Origin of the sequence: Haloarchaeobius caseinilyticus (assembly GCF_051207395.1) — an archaeon.
Taxonomy (GTDB): Archaea; Halobacteriota; Halobacteria; order Halobacteriales; family Natrialbaceae; genus Haloarchaeobius.
The window spans coordinates 81,341-104,089 of the sequence record NZ_JBPJZC010000006.1 but is presented as its reverse complement, the minus strand read 5'-3'; the positions used below and the strand labels follow the sequence as shown (position 1 = coordinate 104,089).

Genomic DNA, 22,749 nt, shown 5'->3' with positions numbered 1-22,749 from the left:
TCAGTCTCCTCGATAACGTCGATAGTGAGGTTGCTCTCGCGTATCTGTCGCTCCGAACCTGCAGGAGGTTCGACGATAGTGGCGTTCACGCCGCGGACGATACCGGCGACGTGGATGGCTGACCGGTCGACGTCCTGTGACCGGACAGCAAGCCCGTAGGAGGTTGTGTACGACTGCTCGACGACTTCGATGTTGATGTTCTCCCCGAGCGTGCTGGCCGGCGTCGACCGGCCGATGCCCCACACTTCGAGTATCTCTGGGCCGTCGCGAACGGGTTCGGCTCGCGGGCCGATGCGCGATGGGTACGCGTGAACGTACACGGGAATCGCGTCGGACGTGACCTCAGTTGCCCCGGTCGTCGACGACTGGACGAGTGTGTCCCAGTCTGTGTCTCGAGCGGTGTAGAACCGCCACACTCCCCGGACCCGTGTTTCTCCATCGGCGGAGAGCGTGTATCCTTGCCACGGGCGCGTCTGGAACATCGAGACGCCGGTATCGCCGTTCGGGTACTCGGCGTAGTGTGGGTACGCTTCGAGGTCGTACACTTCGACATCGAGCGAGTCGGAGACAGTGAGCGTCTCGTCGCGATAGCTGACCGTCCGGTTTGTCTGATTGCCGTCTTCGCCCGTCGTGACGTTCTGGAGTCGGACGCTAATGTCCGCCTCAAGTGTGAGCGTAGTGCGTCGGTCGTTATCGAGTTGGTAGTCGAGGACTGGCGTGTGGTTCCCGGCTGTTCGAGCGATGACTGTTCCTTCCTCGACGAGTCGAACCTCGTCGATTTCGTGGCTTTGTAGCGACCACTCGACGGTCGTGTTGTTCGTACTACCGCCGCTCGGCACTCGAACGCGATAGTCAACAAAGCCACGGAGCGTCCCGTCCGGAGCGATGTACAGCGGTGTCTCCCCGTCTTCGAGATGGCCTCTCGTCGACGGGTGAACTGCAAACACGCTCGCGTGGGCGTCTTCGATGAAGAGGCCGTCGTCGAGGCTCGCACTCGGTGGATGTACCGACGTGTCTTCGTCACCAGCGGCGAGGTCTGTGAAATCGTGGCTAGTCCACGTCGCCGCCGTATGCGGTGGCCGCTTGAACGTGATGTCGGTGCCGTTCGCAAGTTCGTGGATCGCCGTCCGAGATTCGCCGTACCGACGCTGATACTCCTCTTCGGTGATGTAGTCGTCGGCGTCGCGAGACCAGAGCGTCGCGGACTCGTTCTCGGTGAGTCCGTTCTCCTCGGTCCCGGGTCTGGGTGGCGTCGCCGTGACGCTGCTCATTACGACTGTCGTCACGATGACGATGGCGACCAGAACGGCAATGTCTCGCTGCATGTGACTGCGCTGCTGGACCTACTCACCAGGGTGTGAGGTTGACGCAGTCTGCGAGCGGGAGCCCCATCATTGATCCAGCGACGGTGTACAGCGGGCCAAGTACCAAGAGGACGAGCGCAGACTTCATCGCCGAGCGCTTATGCCGCTTAAGGCCCTTCTTCTGCTCCGGATTAAGCGTGAATATCTCGACGAGCGAGTCGGCCTGCCAGACGACGGCGAGGCCGACGATGCCCAGGCCAGTCGTGAGCTGGAAGAAGCCTTCAATCATCGTTGGGAGCTTGTCCGCGTTACAGACTGCGTTCTGTGCAGCGACTGGCTGGACGGCGAAGAGGCTCAGGAGGAGCGTGGTGAAAGCGAGTTTCCGGGTGTATGTTCGGTCTGTGTTCGGTTCGTCGACGGCTGTGTCGTGTTTGGTCATCGTGATTCGGTTGTAGTTACTCGGTGTTTTCGACGAGTCCTTCCAGGTCAGCTACTCGGCTAGTTTTGGCTGTGATATCTTCGAGCGTGTATCCCTGCTCCTGAGTGCGGTTGAGGAGGTTCCGCAACTCGTGAGGGCTGACGTCTCGGTTCTGCATCTCTTCGCGGAGAGCGCGCCGGTAGAGAGCAGAGGCATTGATGTGGCGGTTCCACTCCAAGTGCAGGTTATCGATTGCTTCGATGGTGACTGACCGTGTTATCATTGTTTATTTCTACCCAGCACAGATTGAACCCATGCTATTTACACTGATTTAATTCTTCCTCGGTAAATATATTTCTAAAATTTATCACCGAATATTATTGTAGTCGATAAGGATAAATGGTTAGATGAAATAGGAGATCGGTGTAAAACTGGAAATTCACAGCAACCAGCGTCGTCATGTAGAGAGGTCGACCCTGCTGAGCCGGCGGGCATTGATTGCGACGATGACCGTCGAGAGAGACATGAACACAGCACCGATTGCCGGAGACAGGAGGATGCCGATGGGCGCGAGAATCCCCGCCGCGAGTGGAAGCGCGACGACGTTGTAGCCGGTTGCCCACACGAGGTTCTCCTGCATCTTCCGATAGCTCGCCTTCGAGAGTCGGATGAGGCGGACTACGTCCAGTGGATTGTTGTCGACGAGGATGATGTCTCCCGATTCGATCGCAACGTCCGTCCCTGAGCCGATAGCGATACCCACGTCAGCTCTGGTCAGCGCTGGGGCGTCGTTGACACCGTCACCAACCATCGCGACCAGTTTCCCCTCCGACTGGAGTTGTTCTACTTTGGTATCCTTTTCCTCTGGCAACACCTCTGCGAAGTACTGGTCGATGCCGAGTTCTTCGGCAACGGCCTTGGCGACGTCCTCGGAGTCACCGGTCAGCATCGCGACTTCGATGCCCATCCCGTGCAACGCCTCGATCGCTTGCCGGCTCTCCTCGCGGATGACGTCCGCAAGGGCGAATGCCGCCACGACCTCGGACTCGTCCCGGATCAGGTAAATGACGGTCTGGGCATTCGAGCCAGCGTTCTCGGCGAACGATACGATATCGTCGGACCGTTCGATGCCGAGTTTCTCTATCAGGTTGGGTCCACCGAGATGAACCGTCTCGCCGCCAACGGCGGCCCGGACACCGAGCCCGCGGAGGTTCTCGAACTCTGAGACTTTGGCTCGCTGGACACCACGTTCCTCGGCGGCGTTCCGGATAGCGCGAGCGATCATGTGCTCGGAGTCACCCTCGACGCTGGCGGCGATTTTGAGCACCCGGTCTTCGTTCCAGTCACCTGCCGTCTGGATGCCGACGACGCCCTGCTCCCCCTTCGTGAGCGTGCCGGTCTTGTCGAACATCACCGTATCGAGGTTTCTAGCCTCCTCCATCGCGATCCGGTCGCGAATGAGCATCCCGTTCTGGGCAGCGGTGGAGGTGTTGATTGCGACGACAAGCGGAACCGCGAGTCCTAGCGCGTGCGGGCAGGCGATGACGAGGACGGTGACGACCCGTTCGAGGACGTCGATGCTAAACCCAACTGCGACGACCCACGCCACGGCCGTGATGCCTGCGACGGCGAGCGCGATGTAGAACAGCCATCCCGCCGCGCGGTCGGCGAGCAATTGCGTGCGGGACTTCGACGACTGGGCCTCTTCGACGAGGCGCATAATTCCGGCGAGTGCCGTCTCGTCCCCGGTTTTCGTCACACGAACACGGAGGCTCCCGTCCTGGTTGACCGTGCCCGCGATGACTTCCGAACCGAGGTCCTTGTCGACGGGTCGCGACTCGCCGGTGATCATCGACTCGTCGACAGACGAATTGCCTTCGACGACCTCGCCGTCCGCAGGGACGGACGCGCCCGGCCGGACGAGCACGACATCATCTTCGGAGAGTTCGGAGACTGGAACCTCTTCCGTGTCTCCGCTCTCGGTGACACGTTCGGCGGTATCGGGCATGAGCTTCGCCAACTCGTTGAGTGCTCCGGAGGCCTGCCGGACCGAGCGCATCTCCATCCAGTGGCCCAACAGCATGATGTCGATCAGCGTGACGAGTTCCCAGAAGAACGGCGTAGTCCCTTCGAGGAACAGACTTGCGATTGAGTAGACAAACGCGACGGTGATAGCCAGGGAAATGAGCATCATCATCCCAGGCTCGCGGTTTTGCAGTTCGGTGCGAGCCATCGAGAGGAAGGGCAGACCACCGTACGCGAAGATGATTACCGAGAGGACGGGCGTAATCCAGACGCTTCCGGGGAACGTCGGTGCGGTGTAGCCGAAGACGTCCTGAATGAATTCGCTAAAGAAGATAACTGGGATCGAGAGGACAAACGAGATCCAAAACCGCCGCCGGAACATCTGTTCATGGCCTGAGTGATCGGTGTGGGCCTCGTGGCGATCGTGGCCGCCTTCGTGAACGTGCGCACCGTGTTCATGCTCAGTCGTGCCGGTGTGGTCATGTTCGGTTTCGTCGTGGCTGTGTCTGGATGTGGGTTCGTGCTTGTGGTGTGCGTGTTCCTCTGTGCGCTCAGGTTCCGCAGTGGTCTCACTATTCTGGGCTTGGTCCGCCTGCCCAGACGAGTTGGCTGGCCGCGTAGCGGACGAGGAAGCCGCCGCTCGCCTGCCACTATCTGCTTCTAGCTGACAAACACGACAGCAGTAGACGGTCTCCTCAGACTGGTTTTCGGACGAGGAACCTCGAGACTCCTCGTGGGCTGAACGGTTGCTCATTGATTGAATATTGGTACTATCTCGTGCCGTATCGTCCAAACCCTGATACTGCGTGATTCAGAAAACGGACTCGGACGAGAACGTCCGGGTTGTCGTCCGTGAGCGGTTGCTCATTGATGTCGGTGCACTCAGGCGTGGGCGGTGTAGCCAGCGTCTTCGACGGCCTGCACGAGGTCCGCGACATCGGCATCGCTGTCGACGCTCGCCTGTTCGACCTCCCGATCGGCGGTCGCGTCGGTCACGCCGGACACGCCTCGAAGTGCCTCCTCTACTGTCTGTTCACAGTGACCGCAGCTCATTCCCTTTACGGTGATTGTCGTCGACATGTTCTGATATTACGTTCTCCGCTTTTATGCAGATTGTTACTTTGAGGAAGTGGGTCGTAGGCAATCCTAACTTTGGAATCGAAGTACCTTCCATCGCGGTACTGAAGTTCTTCGTTGCCGTCGGCCAGCTTTCTGCGACTCAGCGAAAACAATCCTCAGGTTCTGTCCCCTACCGCGCGAAGGCGTTGTACAACCACGCGACGGCGTACACGAGGGCGAAGCTGATTATCGTCGCCTCGACCATGCCTGCGACAGTGCCGACGACGGTCGGTTCGTAGAACATATGCCACTGTTCCATCATCGCGACCGCGCCCTCGTAGACACCGACGGCGCTGAATACGCTGAGCAGGAGCATGACGGCTGCAGAGACCACAGCAGCCGCGCCGCCGAGTGCCAGAGCGTCGAGGTGCATTACACCGACCGTGGGTTCCATTTCGAACGCGTCTTGGCTCGTGGTAGTAGTGCTCATACGTAGTCGTACGCTTGGCTCGTTCAATCGGCTTTCTCTTACGATTCGAAAGCGGGTCCCTCCTTGCCTGAGCCACGGGAGTTCCCTGCGACGAAAGGGCAACACTGCACCCACATCCGTGGTACCTCTCAGCAGCGAGACTAGCGGTGACCAGTACGTGAAACAAGCGACCCCAGCGAACGACGCCTTCGAACCCACAGTACCGAGGAACCGATGGCCCCGGAATACCAAGAACAACGCGCAAATCCGGTGCCTGCGAAGGTATAGATATGCAAGCCGCTCTCGTCGATGGGGTCTTCGAGTCGTTACGGATCGGCGTCGGCTTCCTCTGGACCGCCGCGTGGGCGATCATCATGGGGTTGGTGATTACGAGCTTCGTCCAGGTCTACGTCTCGAAGGAGCGAATGGCGAACGTCCTCGGTGAGGAAAATCTGAGTGGCCTCACAAAGGCGACGGTGTTCGGCGCCGCGAGCAGCGGTTGTAGCTTCGGTGCGGTCGCCATCGGGAAGGGTTTGTTCAAGAAAGGTGCGCACGCGGTGAACGTCCTCGCGTTCATGTTCGCTTCCACGAACCTCATCGTCGAACTCGGACTGATGATCCTGATACTTCTCGGTTGGGAGTTCCTCGTCGCAGAACTCCTCGGCGGTGTTATCCTCATCGCCGTGATGGCGTTGCTCGTCCACCTGACGCTCCCCGAGAACCTCTTCGACGAGGTTCGACAGGAACTGAATCAGCGCGATCACGAAAACGGCATCACCGAGGATTTGACATGCGGAATGGAAGGAAAAGACGAGTACTCGCTCACGACCGACGACGGTGAGACACTGAAGTTCTGCTCTGCAGGTTGTATGTAGACCTACCAGCAGGAAGCCGCCAGTCGCGGTGGGTGGCAGGACGAACTCGGCTCGTGGGGTGGCTGGTACAAGGTCGGCAACCAGTACCGCAAGGAGTGGTCGATGATCTGGAAGGACGTCGTCGCAGGCTTCCTCATCTCGGGTTTCGTCATCGTGTTCGTCCCCCAGTGGGTGTGGAACGTGCTCTTCCTCCAAGGTGATGGACTCTTCGTCAGTGCCGAGAACGCCATTATGGGCGTGGCAATTGCCGTCGTCAGTTTCGTCGGGAGTATGGGAAACGTTCCGTTCGCTGTCGCGCTCTGGGGTGGCGGCATCAGTTTCGCGGGCGTCATCGCGTTCGTCTACGCTGACCTCATCACGATTCCCATCCTGAACGTCTATCGGAAGTACTACGGCTGGAAAGTGATGCTGTACATCCTCGGTGTCTTCTTCGTGACGATGGCGTTCACGGGCTTCCTCATGGAGGAACTGTTCAACGCCTTCGGTATCGTCCCGAACCTCGCCGGCGGCCAGACGGCCACCGAACAGACCTATTTCGAACTCAACTACACGTTCTACCTGAATACCATCGCGTTCGCCCTCTCCGGGTTCCTCCTCTACGTCTACCGGCGCGGACTCGGTGCGCCGGGCCAATATCGCGACCCCGTCTGTGGAATGCGAACCGACGACAGTGGTCCGAGCATCACTCACGATGGGGAAACGTACTACTTCTGCTCGAATCGGTGCAAGCAGTCGTTCGAAAAGAGTCCTGCCGAGTTCGCACAGCATCATCCAACGACCGCTGAGGGTGGCGCTTCGCAGAGCCACGACCATCACTGACCGCGCTCGTTCAGTATTTCAGTTTTAGACCCCCGACGAAGAGTCTTGGGACAGAAAGGCAAAACTGCTACAGCGGTGGCTACCGAAAGAGACGACATGACCAACAGACCGAATGAACCGGGGTGGTGGCGATGAACCAACGCCGGGCGGATATGCTCGTCGGACTACTCGTGGCCGCCGTGCTCTTCGTCGGCGGGGTGTTCAGCTGGCAATCCTACCAGCAGCAGCGCACGTTCGGCCAGATGGACTCGATGATGGGGCCATCCATGGGAGCAGTTCACGGAACGAATCCCCTCTGGTACGTCCTCGGGACCCTCCTCGTGTCGGCGCTCGTCGGCGGCCTCTACCTCGTCGTCCGTGACGACCTGTCTGTCGCGGACGGAAGCAATCACCCAGCGACCGAGTCGCCAAGTGTGAGCACCGCGAAGCCCGACGATTCACCGGGGACTGACGCGCAACCGGGCGAGGTGGTCAATCCGGAAGAGCAGCCTCGAGCCCGCGTGCTCGATCTCCTGCCGGACGATGAACGCCGAATTCTCGAACCAGTTCTCTCCTCACCGGGAATCACACAAATCGAACTCCGGGACCGCTCGGACTTCTCGAAGAGCAAAGTGAGTCAATCGGTCACCGCACTCGAGAAGCGTGGACTACTGTACCGCGAGCGTCAGGGACGGACGTACCGGATTTATCCGAGTGACAGCCTGCGACAGCGTCAAGACTAGCAGTCGCTTTTGATCTCGCTCGAACAGCTTTGTAGTTGCATGGCGTATGCTCTCGTATGTGTAATCGCCACGTCGCACACATGATCGCTGAATACGAAGCGGCGAGGCTCAAAGAAGCCGAGGGAAAGACCGAAAGCACGGAGTCAGGCGACTCGAAGCATCCGACCGGATTGCTGGCATCTTTCAAGGCTAGACTCGTCCGATGATGTCCTCCCTGCCCTGTACACGTGAGACAAACAGAAGCGTCAGTCTGTGGTGTGAGCGTGTTCGCCCTGTTCGTCGTCACCAATAGAGGCCGAGCGGTGAAGCCAGTACAGGAACAGGAAGAAGACGGTCGCGAGAACGTTCAGGACCATCTTGTAGTTCATTTCGATCTTTACTTCTGCAATCTGTACGCTCGCCGGGTCCGGGATGAGGCCCAGACCAAGGAACACGAAGTGGATAATGATCCCAGTGAAAACTGCGCTGACGAAGATCATTCCAGAGAGAACGGCTGCGAACTTCGTCCCGTAATACTCGCGATACGCGTCAATAATCGGGGGAACGATGAGGTCGGCGTAGATGTACGACAGAACCGACCCGAACGGCAGCCCGTTTGAGAACAGGACAGCGCCGAACGGGACGTTCCCGACCGAACAGACGAACGTCACGACACCGATGACGGCCCCGAGCACTGCAGTCCAGAAGATGTACACCGGAAGGCCGAACGTCGGTCCAGAGAACACTGAGGTCCAGACTTGTTCGGGGATGAACCCGGCGATGAGACCAGCAAAGATGAACCCGATGGCGATTTCGTCCCATAGCATCCCCCACTCTTTCCACTGTTTGTCAGCCAGCGCTTTCCAGCCAGCGAGCGAAGTCGCTTGCTCGCGGATAGTCGTGTTCGCTTCTTCGGGGTCGAAACTGTCTTTACAGGACTGCGAGCAGAAGTAGTACGTCTGACCGTCATGTTCGGTAGAAAATTCCGCTTCTTCAGGATTCACATCCATCCCACAGACGGGGTCTTGAACGGTCGGCGAACCGTCGTCGAGGACGTTTTGTCGAGCCTGTTCGACGACCTCGTCGGGGACGAGATACACGAATCCAAAACCCATCATTCCGATGAGCATGAACCCGCCGACGATGTCGGCGAGAAGGAACTGCCAACCCAGCAGGATCCAGATGACTGCGCCGATCTCGATGACGAGGTTCGTCGAGGCGAACATGAACGCGCCGATAGTGGCAGCTGCAGATCCGCCCTTCTTGAACAGGTTTTTCGCGGTGGCGATGGCGCTGTAGGAGCACGAAGACGAGACGAACCCGAACAGCGACCCATAGCCGATTTCGCGTGCACCGTGGCCATCCAACAGGTCTGCAACCTGTTCGTCAGAGGTCCACGCCTCGACACCGCCAGCAATGGCGAATCCGATGACGAGTGCCCACCACGTAATCCACGCCATCGCTGCCGTCGTGGTCACGAACTGCCGTGTACTCTCGACGAAGAACGTTGACAGCGGCTTCGAGGTGGTGAACACACCAACACCGACTGTCGCGAGGGCGATGAGTAGCAGAATCGCGTATTCCTTCTTTTCCATACGTGGAAAATGGGGCTTCTGACTTAACGGGATTTTTACTAGAACAACAGCGATGAACTCGGTGTCAAATTTTGGTATGCAAACGTAGCGACGTTCGATTTCTTGTGGACCAAAGCCGAACGGTGAACTGGCTGTCAGAGCATACCTTTCAAAATCATCGGGGGACATACCGTCAGGAAGTGTACTTCTATTCTGTCGACTCACCACTCGGTGGGTCGTGACGTTCCTGCTGCTTTGTCACGGCAAGCATTGAATAAGGATGCAAACCATCCCTGGCGACGAGGACGGACTGGAGCATTTGACGGCGTCTCTCAATCGGTAGAAAATACGATCGGCCACTCAACCGAATATGCACCAGACGAACGGTTCTATTCTGAAAGAAACGATTAGTGGGCAGTATATACGGTACAGGACAATCTCCTGTGTGCGTTCACACCCATCGGGATAACCCTTGAGCCGTCCTACGAGTAACTGAGGAGAACGACAATGACCAACTTCACTCTCGGACGCTGGCTGGTCGTGGCACTCGTGCTCGTCGCGCTTGTAGTAGCTGCCCCGCTCGTGGGTGCCCACGGCGACGAATCGATCGCTGACGGCGCGCCTCCATACGACGGCACCACCACCGACTGGGTGGCCTGGATGGAGGGACACATGAACGAGCACATGGGTGGGGACTTCGACGAGATGGGTCCCGGCATGGCTGACGGCGCACACGGCCACGGGATGGCTGGGCAAGGTCACGGTTGCTGAGCGCCTCCCGTGAATCAGTTCGGTCGACAGAATTGTTTAAGAAAGATGCACTACGATTACACCGTCGCGAATTCTTTCACTGAACCGTCGTCGAGGACCGAGTAAATCGTCCACTCTCCCGTCTTTTCACCGGGCATCCCTGGTGAACCGCTCGGCATTTCGGGCAATGCGATTCCAGCGATTTCTGGAGCCTCACGAAGCAGGCTGTCTACGACTTTGTACGGGACGTGCCCCTCGACAAAGTAGTCGCCCAAGTCGACAGTATGACAGCTCAGCATGTTCTCAGGAATCCCATACTCGGTCTTGATACCACTCATGTCCACCTTGTCGACGACCGCCACCGACGTACCGAGTTTCTCCTCTAGATAGCCGACGTACTCACTACAGCATGAACAAGTGGGGTCCTTGTACAAGGTAATGCTGTTCACGCTCTCTGAGACAGTTCTGTCCGGAGACACCTCTGATTCGGGAGTCTCATCTGCTCTCTTCTGTCCGAGACACCCACTGAGCAGCCCTGCGGCCGCGACTCCCGCTGCTCTGAGAAGCGTACGTCGAGCCGCGACAGGCTTATTTTTCGTCCGTGACATGATTATCTATGATTGCAGAGAGGTCAGCCAGACGCATATTGGTTACAGTGAGTTTTTGGTTAGTAGAAAATTTGATAAGAATGGTCCAAAGCTGGTGTGTGCCCTTCCAGTCTAACCAACAGGTCCCCCTCAGGGCCACATCGTTAAGACGGTCAAGAGTGTAATGTACTATATGGACTATACTGCACAAACAACTGTGTCTGGAGACTTCGATGAGACTGTCGATGCGACAATCGCCGCACTCAAAGCGGAAGGCTTCGGTGTTCTCTGCGATATCGACGTTCAGGCCACGTTCAAACAGAAACTCGGCGAAGAGTTTCAACAGTATCGAATACTCGGTGCATGTAACCCGCAACTCGCGTACGAAGGGTTAAGTGAGGAGATCGAACTCGGTGCACTCCTTCCCTGTAACGTCATCGTCTACGAAACCGGCGATGGTGAGGTCGTGGTGAGTGCTGTGGACCCGGAACGCCTGGTCGGTATCGCCGACAACTCGGCCCTCGACTCGATCGCGAGCGAGGTCCACGACCGATTCGAGCGCGTCCTCGCCAGCGTCAGTGAGACGTGCGAGTCCGCGTCGGAGGCCTGATAAACTATGTCGTCGTCGAACCAACTCGACACCACGACCATCATCCTCCTCATCCTCGGCGCGCTGATCCTCCTGCCCGTGCTCATGATGGCGGTTGGATTCGGCGGAGTGATGGGGTACGGCGGAATGATGGGGGGATACGAAACTACCAATGGGTGGTGGCCACTCGTCGGGATGCTTGTCCCACTCGTCTTCCTCCTCTTGCTGCTCGGAGGGGGGTACTTCCTCGTCCGTCACGCGACAGAATCACACTCGGCTCAAAACCCCGCGATGGAGGAATTGCGCATGGCATACGCTCGTGGTGATCTCACCGACGAGGAATTTGAAGTTCGCCGTGAAAAGCTCAAACGCTCAGAGTAAACTGCCCGACTTCTGCTTCGTATGAGGCGATGGCAACCCTCGTTCATCGCGTGAACTCCTTTCCCACGCCTCAGCAGGGGCTGAGCATGAGACTCTCTACTTATTCCAGGAGAGGATCGATGAGAACAGTCGCAGTTCCGTCAAGGACGGTCTCACCAGAACCGTTCTTGACGTGCGTTGTGAGTCGATACCGGTTGTCCGCGAGTTTTTCGACGATTTTACACTGAGCCGTCAGTGACTCACCGATGTTGACTGGCCGCCGAAATTCGAGAGTCTGTGAGATATAGATTGTCAGTCCCGGAAAGCACGCAAGGGCGGCACTAATCAAACCCGAAACGAGCGTCCCGTGGACGATTCGATGGCCGAATCGCGTCTTCTCAGCGAATGAGTCATTGAGATGGAGGGCGTTCGTGTCGCTAGTCGCTTCGGCGAATTTTCGGACATCCTCGTCCGTAATCACTTTCGAGAAGCTGACGCTATCGCCCTCTTGGAGTGATGTAGAATCAGTGATTTCAATGTTGAATTCCCCTTTTGCACGGCCATACGGTAGACGAGGGAGAATAGCGCCACTCGCCTCCACGAGGTGGGGGTGGGGTGTCTCGATGTACTTCTGTGGGGAGCCTTCGAAAAGTTTGAGGCAGTCTGGTGAACAGAAGGAAAATCGTTCTCCCTCGTAATTAGAGGTTGTTTCTACGGATTCTGTCGGGATTTCCATCCCGCACACGGGATCAATTGGCATAGGTTTGTTCTGAGTATCCTGTTGATACCGAATCTCTAGGAGTGGCAGGTTTGTCAGATTTGGCAGAATTTTCGGGTATAAACTAGTAGGTGCAGATACTATTTACACGTTCTGTAGATATCCGCATAATCATTTTATGTCGTAGCTTAGTGACCTACTACTTCTTCATCACTGTTTGTTTCTACTCCGAACATTGCTCAGTAACCATAATATTTTGATAGAACGCACTGACGGGCCCACTCGGAGTCTGTAGTCATCTACAAGCAAGAAGAATAGTGATTCCCAGTGTTGCCTACTCGTCGAGGATATCTTCGAGTCGCTTCTTGCGTTCAGCCACACTCTGTTTTCGGTAGGATTCGTGCGTCGTCTCGATAGACTCGTGACGGAGCGTCTCCTGAGCAAGTTCTGCGTCGACAGCGTACAGTTCACTACCCAGTCCGCGCCGACCACCGTGTGGTTTCAGATACTCCCCATCGATTTCGATACTTGCCTCCTCACAGAGTCGTTGCATCAGCGAGCGAGCACCGTTCTTCGAAAGTGCGGGTGGTGCGAGCTCATGTTCACGGAGAAGTTCCATCGACGTCGACTCCTCGAAGGTTGCGGCGATGTCGTCTTCCGTCCAGCCTCGATCCTGCAATCCGTCTCGAACAGCCGTCGCCAGCGACGGATGATGGCGAGTCGGGAACACCGGCCAGTCCGACGTCGCAGGATCAAGCACTCTGTGGTAGCTCTCTAAGCCGTCGACGACTCTCTTAGTGAGCGGAATCGCCTGCTCTTCGCGCGTCTTTCCGAAGACGAGGGCAACCCCGTTCTCGAGATCCAGGTTTCGCCAGCGAATTCCGTTTCGGTGGTCGTCGCGTGGATCGTGGAAGAGTTCTGCACCGCGAGCTCCGGTGAGTGCAAGCATCGTCACAATCGCCCGGTCGCGGAACGCGCGTTCCCGGGTGTCGTCGAACTGGTCCAGGGTATCGTGGGCTCGTTTGTCGACGAAGTTGAGCAGTGCCTTTCGTGCATCAGCGGACCAGAACTGGCGGTCGTGGTCAGCGTGATACTCGGGAAGTGCCTGCTTGACCCGATTCGGTCTAGCCGGATTCGTGTCCAGGCGCTCGTCGTCGACGCACCAGCTGAGGAACGCCCTGACGATGGTGAAGTACGGGCCGTTCGCGTGCGCAGATGCGGCCGAAAGGTCATCTCCGTCATCGTTCACCCGGGTTCGAAGCCACTGGGCGTACCGTCGACAGTCGAGGACTGTGAGGTCTTCGAGGCTGGTGACGTCCCGCTTGTCGCGGAGAAAGATAGCGAATTGAGCGAGGACGAGTTCGTTGTTCGCGCGGTAGTTCCCCGAGTCGAGACTGTCCAGCCGTGCCTGGATGGCCGTTTCGAGGGCATTTTCCTCGGGTGAAGGCCCGGTGTTGTCCGATTCCATCTGGGTGGATTCGTCGACGGCGGCGACCCACTTCAGTGTACTGTGTCTTTCTGCCCTAAGACATAGTAAATCAAAATACCCGCTAATCGCCCGAATTCAGTACTCTAACGCCCCCTAATTCCAGAACATAGTTTTATAAACTTTATTTCGCAATATCGAATTTGAGCGTTGGAAGTTGAGACTACACGGGCTTTAGGACCGCCAGGATGCACGATTTCAACCGAACCAACAAATTCGACGTACTTCAAACTCGGGTCAGGAAGCCTGCTCAAGTTAGTAGCCCAACTCGAATCAGGTATTTAAAGAAATCAGACCAGCGCTGCCGCTCATCACCCTCCATTTACCCTGGCACTACACTCGGTGATTACCCGATTCCAGTCCCCTTCTTCAACAGTGTGAGCGTATTGTCCGCAGTCACAATCGGGGAGTGCTCGTACTCGCCCGTCAGCTCGGCCTGAACCAGCAGATCCACCGCCTGCCAGATAGAATACAGAAGGCACGCGAACGCGAAGTAGAAGAACCGCAAGACGAAGTTCTTGGAGGTTGTCACCGCCATGAACCGTTTGATGCTTCGATAGCCGCTCTCAGTCTCCCAGCGGTAGCCATACTCACTCAGGAACCCCACACTACCGTTGCACATGAACACTGAGTACTACCAGTGGTCAGTGTGCTCGGAGTATTCCTTCCGTCGGTACACAATCGTCGTCTGGTGCCAATCGTTCTTGCCTAAGTGGAGCCTACGGTCGTTCATGTACCGATCTTTATCAGTCTTCAGGACTCGCTTTGCCTGCACCCTCGCTCGTGTGATCCGCTTCGAGGACTAAATCGGCTTGCCTAACGACGACGCACGAGGGGAAATCTTCCACGTACAGTTCCAGGACTTGCCCAGCGATCTGATGACGACGGTGTACGCGTCGCTTGTTGCCCAGTCGACAGAGCCTTCTGCCACCGTCATCGTCGGAATCGTCGACTGTGCAGCGGGTAGCCGTCGAAAGCAACGAGGACGTGATTCGTATAATTACGTTCAACGACCACTTTCCATCTTATATGATATATGAATCAATTATTCAGTTTTGATTAAAATTCCGATGAAAAATGTGACGAGACTGATCATGAACAATATCACCCATAGGTCAGACAAATTCCCCTCAAATATTTGATTGCCGAAGATGGATAATAACGACATCTCCATTCCGAAAAACATCACCTTATTGGGTCTGGTATGGAAGTTTATCATACAAAAAGTGGATACCGGAGTCTACTTAGTTCTGGCTAACAGCAGTTGACGAAATCTGCATCTGCCTGAGAGAGTTTCAAATCTTGGCCGCTCTTATCTCTCTTCCACGTGTCATATGTCATGCTTACACCAGTTACGTCCACGCCTAGGATACCGTATCCGAGGGACAGGCCATTTACATATCCTCCGTATGGTGAGGAGGTTTGTGTATAAACGAGCCAGATATATCGTTGTTCAGGATCTACTGCATCGCTATATGGCTGAATCTCAAGTGAGGCGCTCTGCCATTCTCCAGCACCATCGTTATCGATTGTATGATTGTGGTCATGGTATCGCCATGCATATCCGTTCGCCCAAGGGGCCTCGACATCAAGATCGGCATACTCGGTAGAACTGTATCCATTCGGAGGAACCGCCCACGAGTTTTCTTTATAAGACAAGGCAACACCGTCTAGAGGTCCAAGAGTCTGAGAGTCCCACATCCAATCAGCAGATGCGAAGTACTGACCCGATTGAGAATAATAATTAATGTCTATGTTTAGAGTCAGGTTTTCTCTCGGTTCGTAAGCACTTTGGGTCGAAAAATCTCTATCGGAACTTTCCGGTGAATTATCTCCGACGAAGTCTTCAGCAACTGGGGCTTTCACCTTGGCTGTTTTATTGGCGATTGAAAATCCGTGATTCTTTAGGAATCTCCGTGCCACATCAATGTCATTTGACGACACCAAAATATCTCGTGACTTTTGGTATAGATCACGGGCAGCCTCTTCTTCCGATGGTTGACCACTTACACTGTACGCAAGTGAAGGGATTGAAGAAGCAGCGGCAATAGATTTCAGTGCTTTCCTCCTTGACATCTTCCGACGTTGGTTTGACACCATTACGTACCAATAGTACTGGCTATCGGTGATTAATTGGCTGCATGAAAATTAATGCTATTGTGAAATTCTTTATTTTCATTCATTCAATGGGGCAGAACAGCACAGACATCAGATCTACAACTATTTTTTCTGAAAGGGGTCATCAAGTAGGGTCGATTGACAATTGGTAGTTGACTGCGAGTTTCAACTACACAAGCTAAGGTACCGCTAGAATGCACGATTTTACCTGAACCGGTAAAACCGAACCACCTCAAACACGGGTTGGGACATCAGTTCAGGTCAGTATTTCAACTCAGATTTTTGTGTTTATAAAAACCAGAATGGCGCTTCCGCTAATCAGTTGTTTGAACTACGAGCATGATAGTCACCGATACTCCAAGGTCGCTCGATACGGTAGTAACAGGGATCGCCAATCCACGTCGACAGTCACTAGTCTGTGATTGTTTCATCAACCTTCTCGGAGTTAATAGCGGCCAACAAGACGCCAACCGACCCCACATCATTCACGTCGTGATCTTTCACAAACGACCGGAAATCTCCGTCGCCGGTCAGTCGCGCCATTGAAGCGCCTCCTCTGCGGTTCGTTCGACGGCGGCCCTGCCGAGGACACCGAGAGAGTCGTATCGATTCTCGGGTGAGGAAACGAGTGAGTCCAGCACCGACCCGAGCGGTTCCTCAACGACGGCTGAGACTGTCCGCGTCTCGTCGCCGTCGAACAGCGCGCGCCGAATCGCTGCGTCGACCAACACGCCTATCGACCCGGCGGCGGCCGGGATATCCTTGGCGAGCGCGTCAAGCATCTTCGCCAATCGGTCCTGGAACTCGATGTGGGCTACGACAGTCGGGCGGTTGCCAGATCTCGGTTGTACGACTGGGTCCGATTCGACGGACGCTACGACGAGTTTCGAAACCGCTCGGGCAACGAACTCGGCCATCATCTCGGCGTCGAGTTCGTCGGCCTGAACGGCATGCTGGACCGTGGTATATAGATAGGCGTCGACCTCGTACTCTTCGTCGGCCGGGTACCCGGTCACCACCGTGGAGCCACCGCCTTCCAGCGGGGAGGTTTTCGCCTGTGCCGGTTCGTCGACGATGCCTCGAACGGTCAGGTACCGACCATCAGGGAGCAAGAACACATACGCTGGCTCGGTAGGAGATATCGAGGTAACCCACAGACAGTGCAGCGACACAATCGCGTAGTCGGCGACAGCATTTTTACCTAACCGAACCGCCTTGCTCGTGAAGCGGGATGTCTTAGACAGGGTTCATCAACGGTTTTCTGCTTCAACTTCCTATTTCGAACGGTCGAAGTCGACATCGTCTAGTGATTCATCAAAGCCTTCTAACTGAAGCGGAGCCCGACGTAGTCACCCAAGTCAGACTCCGCCAGTTCGTCGAGCGTGGTAGGGTCTATTCCACTCAAGACAGTTGGTGAGTCAGATAAAAGAGCCTCGACAATCTCCGCGAGCTCGCCTTCAAGGTACGGTTTAAATATCGCTTGCTCCGCAACATCGTACTCTTCCCTACGAGCTTCGCCAAACTCTACGGCTGCGTCAACTGCCTCTTCAATCGGTGTGTCTTCGTCGATATCGAGGTCGTCAGTCCATCGGCCCTCTTCAGCCAAGGTCCTTAGCTCACGAAGGGTCGCTTGGTCAACCACGCCTAGTTGTTCGTTCAGTCGCTCCATAGAATCGAGCCGACTGATGTAGGTGGATAGCGGCTCGGCACGGTTACCTTGCATCCGACTCTCAGCTGCCTCGAGAGCTTCTTCTGCAACCTCGATGTGTTCAGCAACCACTCCCAGATCACCTGCTTCGGCTGCCGACCTCAGCCACGAAATTCGATCTCGAAGTTTATCGTGTGTCACAGCATCGTAATCCAGAACTGCCTCTGCGACCGCTTTCTCTAAGAGAAAGTCACGGAGATCAGCCGCTAGCTCCTCCAACCGCAAGATGAGACTTTGTTGTTGATATTGCCGCTTTACCCGCTTCAGGTGAGCAGTTAAGCTATATTCCCTATTGGTTGACATAATATTTTGCCACCTCCTGGAACCTCGGAGCAACAGACTCGGCTGTCATAGATTCTTCATTGTAAATAGAATCGATCAAGGAAACGAGAGGGTTTGCACGGATTTTCACCAGTCCTAGTACTTGGCGAAGCTGTGGCGTGAACCCATACTGGTTTCTTAATACGGCCCTCGCCCCGTTTCGGAGTCTATCGAAGTCTGTATCATCGTGCTCTGCAAGACTATCTAAGTCCTCAAGGAAGTCAGGAGGAGCGACATCGTCGTAGGATGTCTCAATAGTTGAGTGTATGTCCCTGAGTTCGTCAGCCGTTACACCGTCGAGCCGTGCTATAATTTGCTCAGGGTCGATGTCGATACCACTAGTCGATTTCACGTCGGCGAATACCGAATAGACAGTATTGACTTTCTTCGCGAGCTGTTTGAGTTGCGTCTCATTGTCATCGGAGAAGTGGACCCGCCAATCGATATTGTCGATTCGGGTCTTCGCCAAGTCATCGAGCACTGATAATGGGTTCTCCCCGAGCCTCCGTCGTACTGTCGGTACGTTTAGTTGATTACCCGAAACACTGAATCGGGCTTTAAGTAGCGATTCAATGCAGTCTGCCATTCCGATGAGGTCCTCAAGGACCTCTACGTCAGAATCCGTAACTATCCCATTTGCTAGTTCGTTTTTCAGCGAGGTGTCGAACGAGAAGTCATCGCTATTCGCAAATCGGGAGTTGAGTCGCGTCGCAGTAACCGGTTCCCACGGATCTTCAATTAGACAGATTGCAGCATAGGTGCTAATGATGAAGTCATCAAAGTCTCTGCTCGCATTTTTCGAGAATAATAGTTCTTCATTGTCAATGAGGGCTTCCCGAGACTCTTCCTGCCACCGGACGGCAAGTGAGGTAAACTGAGTCGCGTATTTCTCGATCAGTTCATCACGGTCGGCAGTTCCCTGTTCAAGTCGAATCCCGTGTTCTAAGAGCTTGAACAGCCTCGAGACTCGGAACGACTCAGGGTCAATAACAATTTGACCAGGATCAGCGATATCATCAGTATTCGCAAAGACGAACGGATAGTCTGTACCGGACGGTTTGTAGCTGAGGCTCGATTCGGGCCAGAAGCTATAGCTGGTAGTAAACGTCTCCAGTAAGTCCTCAATTGCGGTTGCGAGATAAGCACCAGTATCTTGGTACTTTTCGTTGCCGGGGTTCCCTTGCCAGCTATCTACTGCTCCCCGGTGTTCCCGAAATATCCTTTGTACCGTGGTGAGCTGTCGAGGTTCATCATCGTCCTCGGTTTCTACATCTTCAGTCTCACTATCATCTTCATCGGTTATCTCTACCGTGACGCTGCCCCCGACATCGTCAATTTCAAAATCCGTTTTTGGGATTCTAACTGTTTCCTCTGTTATTTCGATGCCACCAGAGAGGGTAGTTGGAGCTGTGTCGAACTCATAATCCTCCAAAAAGCCGAATACATCAGGAATTCTGCGGTCTACTTCCCAGACATCACCCTGACTCTCTCCATACCACTTTGCGAGGGAAACGAACTCCTCTACTTCTTCGTATACAGCACTGTGGGGAGTGATTTCAGAGTTCAGGTCGGTGAGTACGCTGGCACTGGAAGGTATCGACGTCGGTCCATAATACGTTTCATTAAGCACCTGTTCAAGAATCCCGATCAATTCTCGAGGGGACCGTTCGCTCGATTCAAGTCCGGGATCGAAGATTCGGGTGATGAACGTTTCCGTAAGTGGGAACAGGGACTTATCCAGCGGCTCTGAGCACAATTCACAGGCACTGCAGATGTTGTCCCCATCACCAAATCCCGAGATTTCCAGTAATCGATTAGAGTCTGAAGGCCGAGCGTAGGTAATACTCCCGTCGTGTGTTTTTGGATACGCGAGATACGGACGGACGAACTCAACGACGTTCTCGTTCGTGAGGAACGGTACTTGATTTGAGTCGGAGCCATTCGTTTGGAAGAACCGGTATCGCCCGAGGAAGGTCTGAGTTCGTAGGGGCCGAATAGAATCGCTTGTACCAGCGATAACGAAGTCCCACGGGTCGCCCTGGATGTCCCGTTCGACGAATTGCCCGATTTGTTTGGCCTGTACGGCAGCAATCGAGAAGTCCTCAAAGACAATAACAGGCCGTACATCGGTGAACTCCTCTCCCACAGTCTCCAGGACCTTTTCAAGCGGAGGTGTGTCGAATTCATCTAGCAGAGCGTTCCAGAGAGCATTATTGAGAACATCGTACTCTGGGTCTTCAGTCGGCTCCTCAAAGATCTGCAAGAATTCATTCTGTTCGTACTCAGTCGACTTTATTAGCCGAGTCCCCTCATCTCGGTCTTCGACATCTTTCATCAGAACTTCCATCTTTCCGTCAAGGAACTCCTGAATTGCGGCATGATCGGTGTTAGGGGACAGCTCATATCCTTCACGATTGAGCAGGGTTGTAGCCTTTCGTGTGATTAGCCCGGGGATGTCTTCGCTGGGATTTCGAAGTGACTTATCAATTTCATCGTAGCTGACCTTGTCGGGGAATTCTTTCCCCAACTCTGATTCGTAGAAGTTAGGAATTCGTTCCGTTACCAGCGTCATCAGGTCATCGCTCTTTCTCACCTCGAGAACTGGCCGCGAGTCCTGAATTTGGTGAATGAGGTAAGAACAAAGTTCAGACTTCCCAGTTCCTGTGTTGCCTTGAATGACGACAGCAAAGTTCTTTGAGCGGGTTTCCTGAAGCTCGCTTAGAATTTCTCGTTCAGAGACTGTCTTTGTGGTATTGTTTGGAACTCCACTACCGGTTTCGTAGACTGTGATTGGCTGATGAGTGAACTCGAAAATGTCTGGGAACGGATCGTCAGACGTGCCGATATTGTTCTGTTCATCATCTGCTGCTCGAATCGCAGCGACTCGGTTGAAAAGCTGGTTAAATCGAGCCTTCGTGAGCTGGTCAAAATGCCCACAATACGAATCCTCTGGGACTCTATCCGGGTTTTCCGGCTGTGATGTAGAAGGTTCTTGTTGACTCATTTGAGTAATCGAATCGCGTTTGCTTCAGCGTCCATGCTACCGGGGGTTGGCGTTTTTTGCAATCCAACAGGACCTTCGTCACCAGCCTCTACGACGCGAATTCGTTCTCGTTCAGATAGGTCAACAAGTGTTTGAGCAAGAATCATTGGAATGTCATTGGAGGAAGTTAGTTCAACGGGGAAGAAGCGTTCGGAGACCAGTTCCAACCAGCTACGAACGCTGATTGCGGCTGGTTCAGACGAGGATGAGGCCTGATCAGGAAGGTACTCAACCCCCACCTGCAGCAATGAGGATACGAGATCAGGTGACAGATAAGTCGTGTATTCCTTGCCATCCCACTTTCGGACGACGCCAAGGAAGTCGGCAAAGAAGACCCAGTTCTGGAGCTTCCGGTCGTTCATATCGTTCGGGTCCCCCTGGTGATCTCGTGGAATATACTCATTATTTCGATGGTAGGTATTGATCTTGTCAGCAAGCGTCTTGTCCATCCGATTGAATCGCTGAAGGTTCTCACTCAGCAGATAAGAAATTGTTAGCGGCAACGCTGCTTGTTTACTCCAATCAGGGGGCGTGCTCTCAGCCATGACGTTATTTAAAATCGTAAGGCCAAACGCGGTTCTCCTCGAATCAGAGGCGGACTCATACGAGAGCTCCACAGCATCGTACTGTTCCCCTCCCTCAAGCATCCGTAATTGGTGAAGCCCGCTCACGACTCTATTTATTTGCTTATCACTGAATCTGGTGTCAGCCTTAATTTCGTCATCAGTCTGCTTCCCCCGGTTGACTGCGTCCCAGAGGATGAACATCCGTTCTGGGTTAGGACCCGAATTTAGAATGTAGCCTTCACTGTTAGAACCGCTCATATCTGTGTGCCCTCATTAAGCCACCTCGCATATAAATAATGGAGCGGTGAAGATCCGTCTGTGAGTTTTGGTAGGTATTCATCGACATCTATCTTTGTTGGATGGTTCACCCTGGTCGGAGCAGCGAAGACGTTGGCATCAGCTAATACTCTCTCGTTCAGTGACTCAGCAACGTCACGAGAAATGGAAGAAGACCAATTTATTCGACGCATCAGCCACTTTCGAAATGCATCTAGTTCCTCACTCGGGATAGCGTCTGATCCCTTGGAGTCATTTCGGTTGAATATCTGGATCAAGGAGCCATACAAGGGTAGATACGGGGCTTCTGAAACAACGTCAAACAATTCCTGTGCTGAAGAAACCGATTTTCTACTCTGTATCTCATTGAAGAGGAAGGCATTATCTTGGAGAAAGATGTTTCGAGTGTCGGAAAGCGGGAATCTGATACCCTGCGATTGGTAGTATTCCTTCAACGCATCATATACTACCGGGTATCCGCCTTCAACCGAGAAGGTATAGTGCTCCTCTCGAAGCGGTCGCGTCGCCGAGTCAATCTGGAACTCTCTGTCGTCGGCGAATACGTATACAGGCCTTCCCGAGCGTCTACATTTCGAAACGAGCTGTCCTATCGAATATGGTAACTTCTGTTCGTACCAAGTGTTTGTGAATATTCCAACCGGGCGGGAAGCTGGCTCTATTTCATCCAGTAATCGCCACTCATGTGGTTCCATCCCAAACTGTTCGACATTGCCTAGCTGTCGCCACTGCTTCGGATAAGTAAATAACCCAGTCGAGCTGGTATCAGCTCCTTCATTTACGTTTCCCTGTTGGACAACCAGATTTATTCGATTGACCGCTGGCAGTGATCTGAGCATCCCGAATCCAAACCTACGTTCCAATGGTTCATCGACATAGACGACTTCAGAATTTGTCCACCAATACTTCAATTGCTCCCAGTTCATTCACTTGCCGATATCGGAGGGGTGACAAACAAATAGTTA

20 protein-coding genes and 3 pseudogenes are annotated in these 22,749 nt (G+C 54.5%); 5 read left to right on the top strand and 18 right to left on the bottom strand.

Annotated features, from left to right (window positions below; genetic code table 11):
• The 6 genes from ACSC1P_RS22070 to ACSC1P_RS22045 all read right to left on the bottom strand — a co-directional run.
• The coding region (locus tag ACSC1P_RS22070; RefSeq protein WP_435362381.1) for a DUF8186 domain-containing protein at nucleotides 1–1,325 on the bottom strand (1,325 nt) is incomplete at its 3' end.
• A gap of 22 nt (nucleotides 1,326–1,347) precedes the next feature.
• Complete coding sequence (locus ACSC1P_RS22065) at nucleotides 1,348–1,743, bottom strand: DUF7985 family protein (protein ID WP_435362380.1); 396 nt, start codon at nucleotides 1,741–1,743, stop codon at nucleotides 1,348–1,350.
• A 16-nt stretch (nucleotides 1,744–1,759) separates the two neighbouring features.
• The gene (locus ACSC1P_RS22060; RefSeq protein WP_435362379.1) at nucleotides 1,760–2,005 is read right to left on the bottom strand and encodes a hypothetical protein; all 246 of its coding nucleotides are present in this window, start codon (nucleotides 2,003–2,005) and stop codon (nucleotides 1,760–1,762) included.
• Between the two features lie 174 nt (nucleotides 2,006–2,179).
• Nucleotides 2,180–4,129, bottom strand: a complete 1,950-nt coding sequence (locus tag ACSC1P_RS22055; protein WP_435362378.1) for a heavy metal translocating P-type ATPase — start codon at nucleotides 4,127–4,129, stop codon at nucleotides 2,180–2,182.
• A 500-nt stretch (nucleotides 4,130–4,629) separates the two neighbouring features.
• Nucleotides 4,630–4,827, bottom strand: a complete 198-nt coding sequence (locus tag ACSC1P_RS22050; protein WP_435362377.1) for a heavy-metal-associated domain-containing protein — start codon at nucleotides 4,825–4,827, stop codon at nucleotides 4,630–4,632.
• Between the two features lie 169 nt (nucleotides 4,828–4,996).
• A complete protein-coding gene (locus ACSC1P_RS22045) occupies nucleotides 4,997–5,296 on the bottom strand; it encodes a hypothetical protein (RefSeq protein WP_435362376.1) in 300 nt (99 codons plus the stop codon).
• Between the two features lie 269 nt (nucleotides 5,297–5,565).
• Here ACSC1P_RS22045 and ACSC1P_RS22040 point away from each other — a divergent pair.
• Together ACSC1P_RS22040 and ACSC1P_RS22035 are read left to right on the top strand one after the other, a co-directional pair.
• Nucleotides 5,566–6,969, top strand: a pseudogene (locus ACSC1P_RS22040) (permease).
• A 131-nt stretch (nucleotides 6,970–7,100) separates the two neighbouring features.
• Nucleotides 7,101–7,691 (top strand): helix-turn-helix transcriptional regulator, encoded by a 591-nt coding sequence (locus ACSC1P_RS22035; RefSeq protein WP_435362375.1) that lies wholly within the window; start codon nucleotides 7,101–7,103, stop codon nucleotides 7,689–7,691.
• Nucleotides 7,692–7,936: 245 nt separating this feature from the next.
• Here the strand turns inward: ACSC1P_RS22035 and ACSC1P_RS22030 are convergent, their stop codons facing one another.
• Nucleotides 7,937–9,265, bottom strand: coding sequence for a permease (locus ACSC1P_RS22030; protein WP_435362385.1), 1,329 nt, complete (start codon nucleotides 9,263–9,265; stop codon nucleotides 7,937–7,939).
• 486 nt (nucleotides 9,266–9,751) lie between these two features.
• On the opposite strand from ACSC1P_RS22030, the gene ACSC1P_RS22025 reads away from it, so the two are divergent.
• Nucleotides 9,752–10,015, top strand: coding sequence for a hypothetical protein (locus tag ACSC1P_RS22025; RefSeq protein ID WP_435362374.1), 264 nt, complete (start codon nucleotides 9,752–9,754; stop codon nucleotides 10,013–10,015).
• 56 nt (nucleotides 10,016–10,071) lie between these two features.
• Here ACSC1P_RS22025 and ACSC1P_RS22020 read toward each other — a convergent pair whose 3' ends face one another.
• Nucleotides 10,072–10,602, bottom strand: coding sequence for a DUF411 domain-containing protein (locus ACSC1P_RS22020; protein WP_435362373.1), 531 nt, complete (start codon nucleotides 10,600–10,602; stop codon nucleotides 10,072–10,074).
• A 172-nt stretch (nucleotides 10,603–10,774) separates the two neighbouring features.
• Here ACSC1P_RS22020 and ACSC1P_RS22015 point away from each other — a divergent pair, with 172 nt between their 5' ends.
• Nucleotides 10,775–11,191 (top strand): DUF302 domain-containing protein, encoded by a 417-nt coding sequence (locus ACSC1P_RS22015; RefSeq protein WP_435362372.1) that lies wholly within the window; start codon nucleotides 10,775–10,777, stop codon nucleotides 11,189–11,191.
• Nucleotides 11,192–11,197: 6 nt separating this feature from the next.
• The gene (locus tag ACSC1P_RS22010; RefSeq protein ID WP_435362371.1) at nucleotides 11,198–11,551 is read left to right on the top strand and encodes an SHOCT domain-containing protein; all 354 of its coding nucleotides are present in this window, start codon (nucleotides 11,198–11,200) and stop codon (nucleotides 11,549–11,551) included.
• A gap of 100 nt (nucleotides 11,552–11,651) precedes the next feature.
• Here ACSC1P_RS22010 and ACSC1P_RS22005 read toward each other — a convergent pair whose 3' ends face one another.
• From ACSC1P_RS22005 to ACSC1P_RS21960, 10 genes and pseudogenes are all read right to left on the bottom strand, one after another.
• Nucleotides 11,652–12,290 (bottom strand): MaoC/PaaZ C-terminal domain-containing protein, encoded by a 639-nt coding sequence (locus ACSC1P_RS22005; protein WP_435362370.1) that lies wholly within the window; start codon nucleotides 12,288–12,290, stop codon nucleotides 11,652–11,654.
• A gap of 292 nt (nucleotides 12,291–12,582) precedes the next feature.
• The gene (locus ACSC1P_RS22000) at nucleotides 12,583–13,716 is read right to left on the bottom strand and encodes a tyrosine-type recombinase/integrase (protein ID WP_435362369.1); all 1,134 of its coding nucleotides are present in this window, start codon (nucleotides 13,714–13,716) and stop codon (nucleotides 12,583–12,585) included.
• Nucleotides 13,717–14,080: 364 nt separating this feature from the next.
• Nucleotides 14,081–14,521, bottom strand: a pseudogene (locus ACSC1P_RS21995) (transposase); the annotation flags it as partial.
• Between the two features lie 467 nt (nucleotides 14,522–14,988).
• Entirely contained in the window at nucleotides 14,989–15,657 is a 669-nt protein-coding gene (locus ACSC1P_RS21990; RefSeq protein ID WP_435362368.1) for a hypothetical protein, read from the bottom strand.
• 725 nt (nucleotides 15,658–16,382) lie between these two features.
• The gene (locus ACSC1P_RS21985; protein WP_435362367.1) at nucleotides 16,383–16,970 is read right to left on the bottom strand and encodes a hypothetical protein; all 588 of its coding nucleotides are present in this window, start codon (nucleotides 16,968–16,970) and stop codon (nucleotides 16,383–16,385) included.
• A pseudogene (locus tag ACSC1P_RS21980) lies at nucleotides 16,960–17,096 on the bottom strand (IS5/IS1182 family transposase); the annotation flags it as partial. The gene ACSC1P_RS21985 and the pseudogene ACSC1P_RS21980, both read right to left, overlap by 11 nt.
• A gap of 80 nt (nucleotides 17,097–17,176) precedes the next feature.
• Complete coding sequence (locus tag ACSC1P_RS21975; protein WP_435362366.1) at nucleotides 17,177–17,863, bottom strand: hypothetical protein; 687 nt, start codon at nucleotides 17,861–17,863, stop codon at nucleotides 17,177–17,179.
• The gene (locus tag ACSC1P_RS21970) at nucleotides 17,850–20,885 is read right to left on the bottom strand and encodes a hypothetical protein (RefSeq protein WP_435362365.1); all 3,036 of its coding nucleotides are present in this window, start codon (nucleotides 20,883–20,885) and stop codon (nucleotides 17,850–17,852) included. Before ACSC1P_RS21970 ends, ACSC1P_RS21975 begins: the two co-directional genes overlap by 14 nt.
• Complete coding sequence (locus ACSC1P_RS21965; protein WP_435362364.1) at nucleotides 20,882–21,748, bottom strand: hypothetical protein; 867 nt, start codon at nucleotides 21,746–21,748, stop codon at nucleotides 20,882–20,884. Before ACSC1P_RS21965 ends, ACSC1P_RS21970 begins: the two co-directional genes overlap by 4 nt.
• Complete coding sequence (locus ACSC1P_RS21960) at nucleotides 21,745–22,710, bottom strand: hypothetical protein (protein WP_435362363.1); 966 nt, start codon at nucleotides 22,708–22,710, stop codon at nucleotides 21,745–21,747. The genes ACSC1P_RS21965 and ACSC1P_RS21960 overlap by 4 nt, the downstream gene beginning before the upstream one ends.
• Nucleotides 22,711–22,749: the final 39 nt, after the last annotated feature.

Excerpts from the sequence above, each read along its gene's own strand:
- ACSC1P_RS22065 (WP_435362380.1), bottom strand. The coding sequence starts at position 1,743 with ATGACCAAACACGACACAGCCGTCGACGAACCGAACACAGACCGAACA.
- ACSC1P_RS22060 (WP_435362379.1), bottom strand. The coding sequence starts at position 2,005 with ATGATAACACGGTCAGTCACCATCGAAGCAATCGATAACCTGCACTTG.
- ACSC1P_RS22055 (WP_435362378.1), bottom strand. The coding sequence starts at position 4,129 with ATGTTCCGGCGGCGGTTTTGGATCTCGTTTGTCCTCTCGATCCCAGTT.
- ACSC1P_RS22050 (WP_435362377.1), bottom strand. The coding sequence starts at position 4,827 with ATGTCGACGACAATCACCGTAAAGGGAATGAGCTGCGGTCACTGTGAA.
- ACSC1P_RS22045 (WP_435362376.1), bottom strand. The coding sequence starts at position 5,296 with ATGAGCACTACTACCACGAGCCAAGACGCGTTCGAAATGGAACCCACG.
- ACSC1P_RS22035 (WP_435362375.1), top strand. The coding sequence starts at position 7,101 with ATGAACCAACGCCGGGCGGATATGCTCGTCGGACTACTCGTGGCCGCC.
- ACSC1P_RS22030 (WP_435362385.1), bottom strand. The coding sequence starts at position 9,265 with ATGGAAAAGAAGGAATACGCGATTCTGCTACTCATCGCCCTCGCGACA.
- ACSC1P_RS22025 (WP_435362374.1), top strand. The coding sequence starts at position 9,752 with ATGACCAACTTCACTCTCGGACGCTGGCTGGTCGTGGCACTCGTGCTC.
- ACSC1P_RS22020 (WP_435362373.1), bottom strand. The coding sequence starts at position 10,602 with ATGTCACGGACGAAAAATAAGCCTGTCGCGGCTCGACGTACGCTTCTC.
- ACSC1P_RS22015 (WP_435362372.1), top strand. The coding sequence starts at position 10,775 with ATGGACTATACTGCACAAACAACTGTGTCTGGAGACTTCGATGAGACT.
- ACSC1P_RS22010 (WP_435362371.1), top strand. The coding sequence starts at position 11,198 with ATGTCGTCGTCGAACCAACTCGACACCACGACCATCATCCTCCTCATC.
- ACSC1P_RS22005 (WP_435362370.1), bottom strand. The coding sequence starts at position 12,290 with ATGCCAATTGATCCCGTGTGCGGGATGGAAATCCCGACAGAATCCGTA.
- ACSC1P_RS22000 (WP_435362369.1), bottom strand. The coding sequence starts at position 13,716 with ATGGAATCGGACAACACCGGGCCTTCACCCGAGGAAAATGCCCTCGAA.
- ACSC1P_RS21975 (WP_435362366.1), bottom strand. The coding sequence starts at position 17,863 with ATGTCAACCAATAGGGAATATAGCTTAACTGCTCACCTGAAGCGGGTA.
- ACSC1P_RS21970 (WP_435362365.1), bottom strand. The coding sequence starts at position 20,885 with ATGAGTCAACAAGAACCTTCTACATCACAGCCGGAAAACCCGGATAGA.
- ACSC1P_RS21965 (WP_435362364.1), bottom strand. The coding sequence starts at position 21,748 with ATGAGCGGTTCTAACAGTGAAGGCTACATTCTAAATTCGGGTCCTAAC.
- ACSC1P_RS21960 (WP_435362363.1), bottom strand. The coding sequence starts at position 22,710 with ATGAACTGGGAGCAATTGAAGTATTGGTGGACAAATTCTGAAGTCGTC.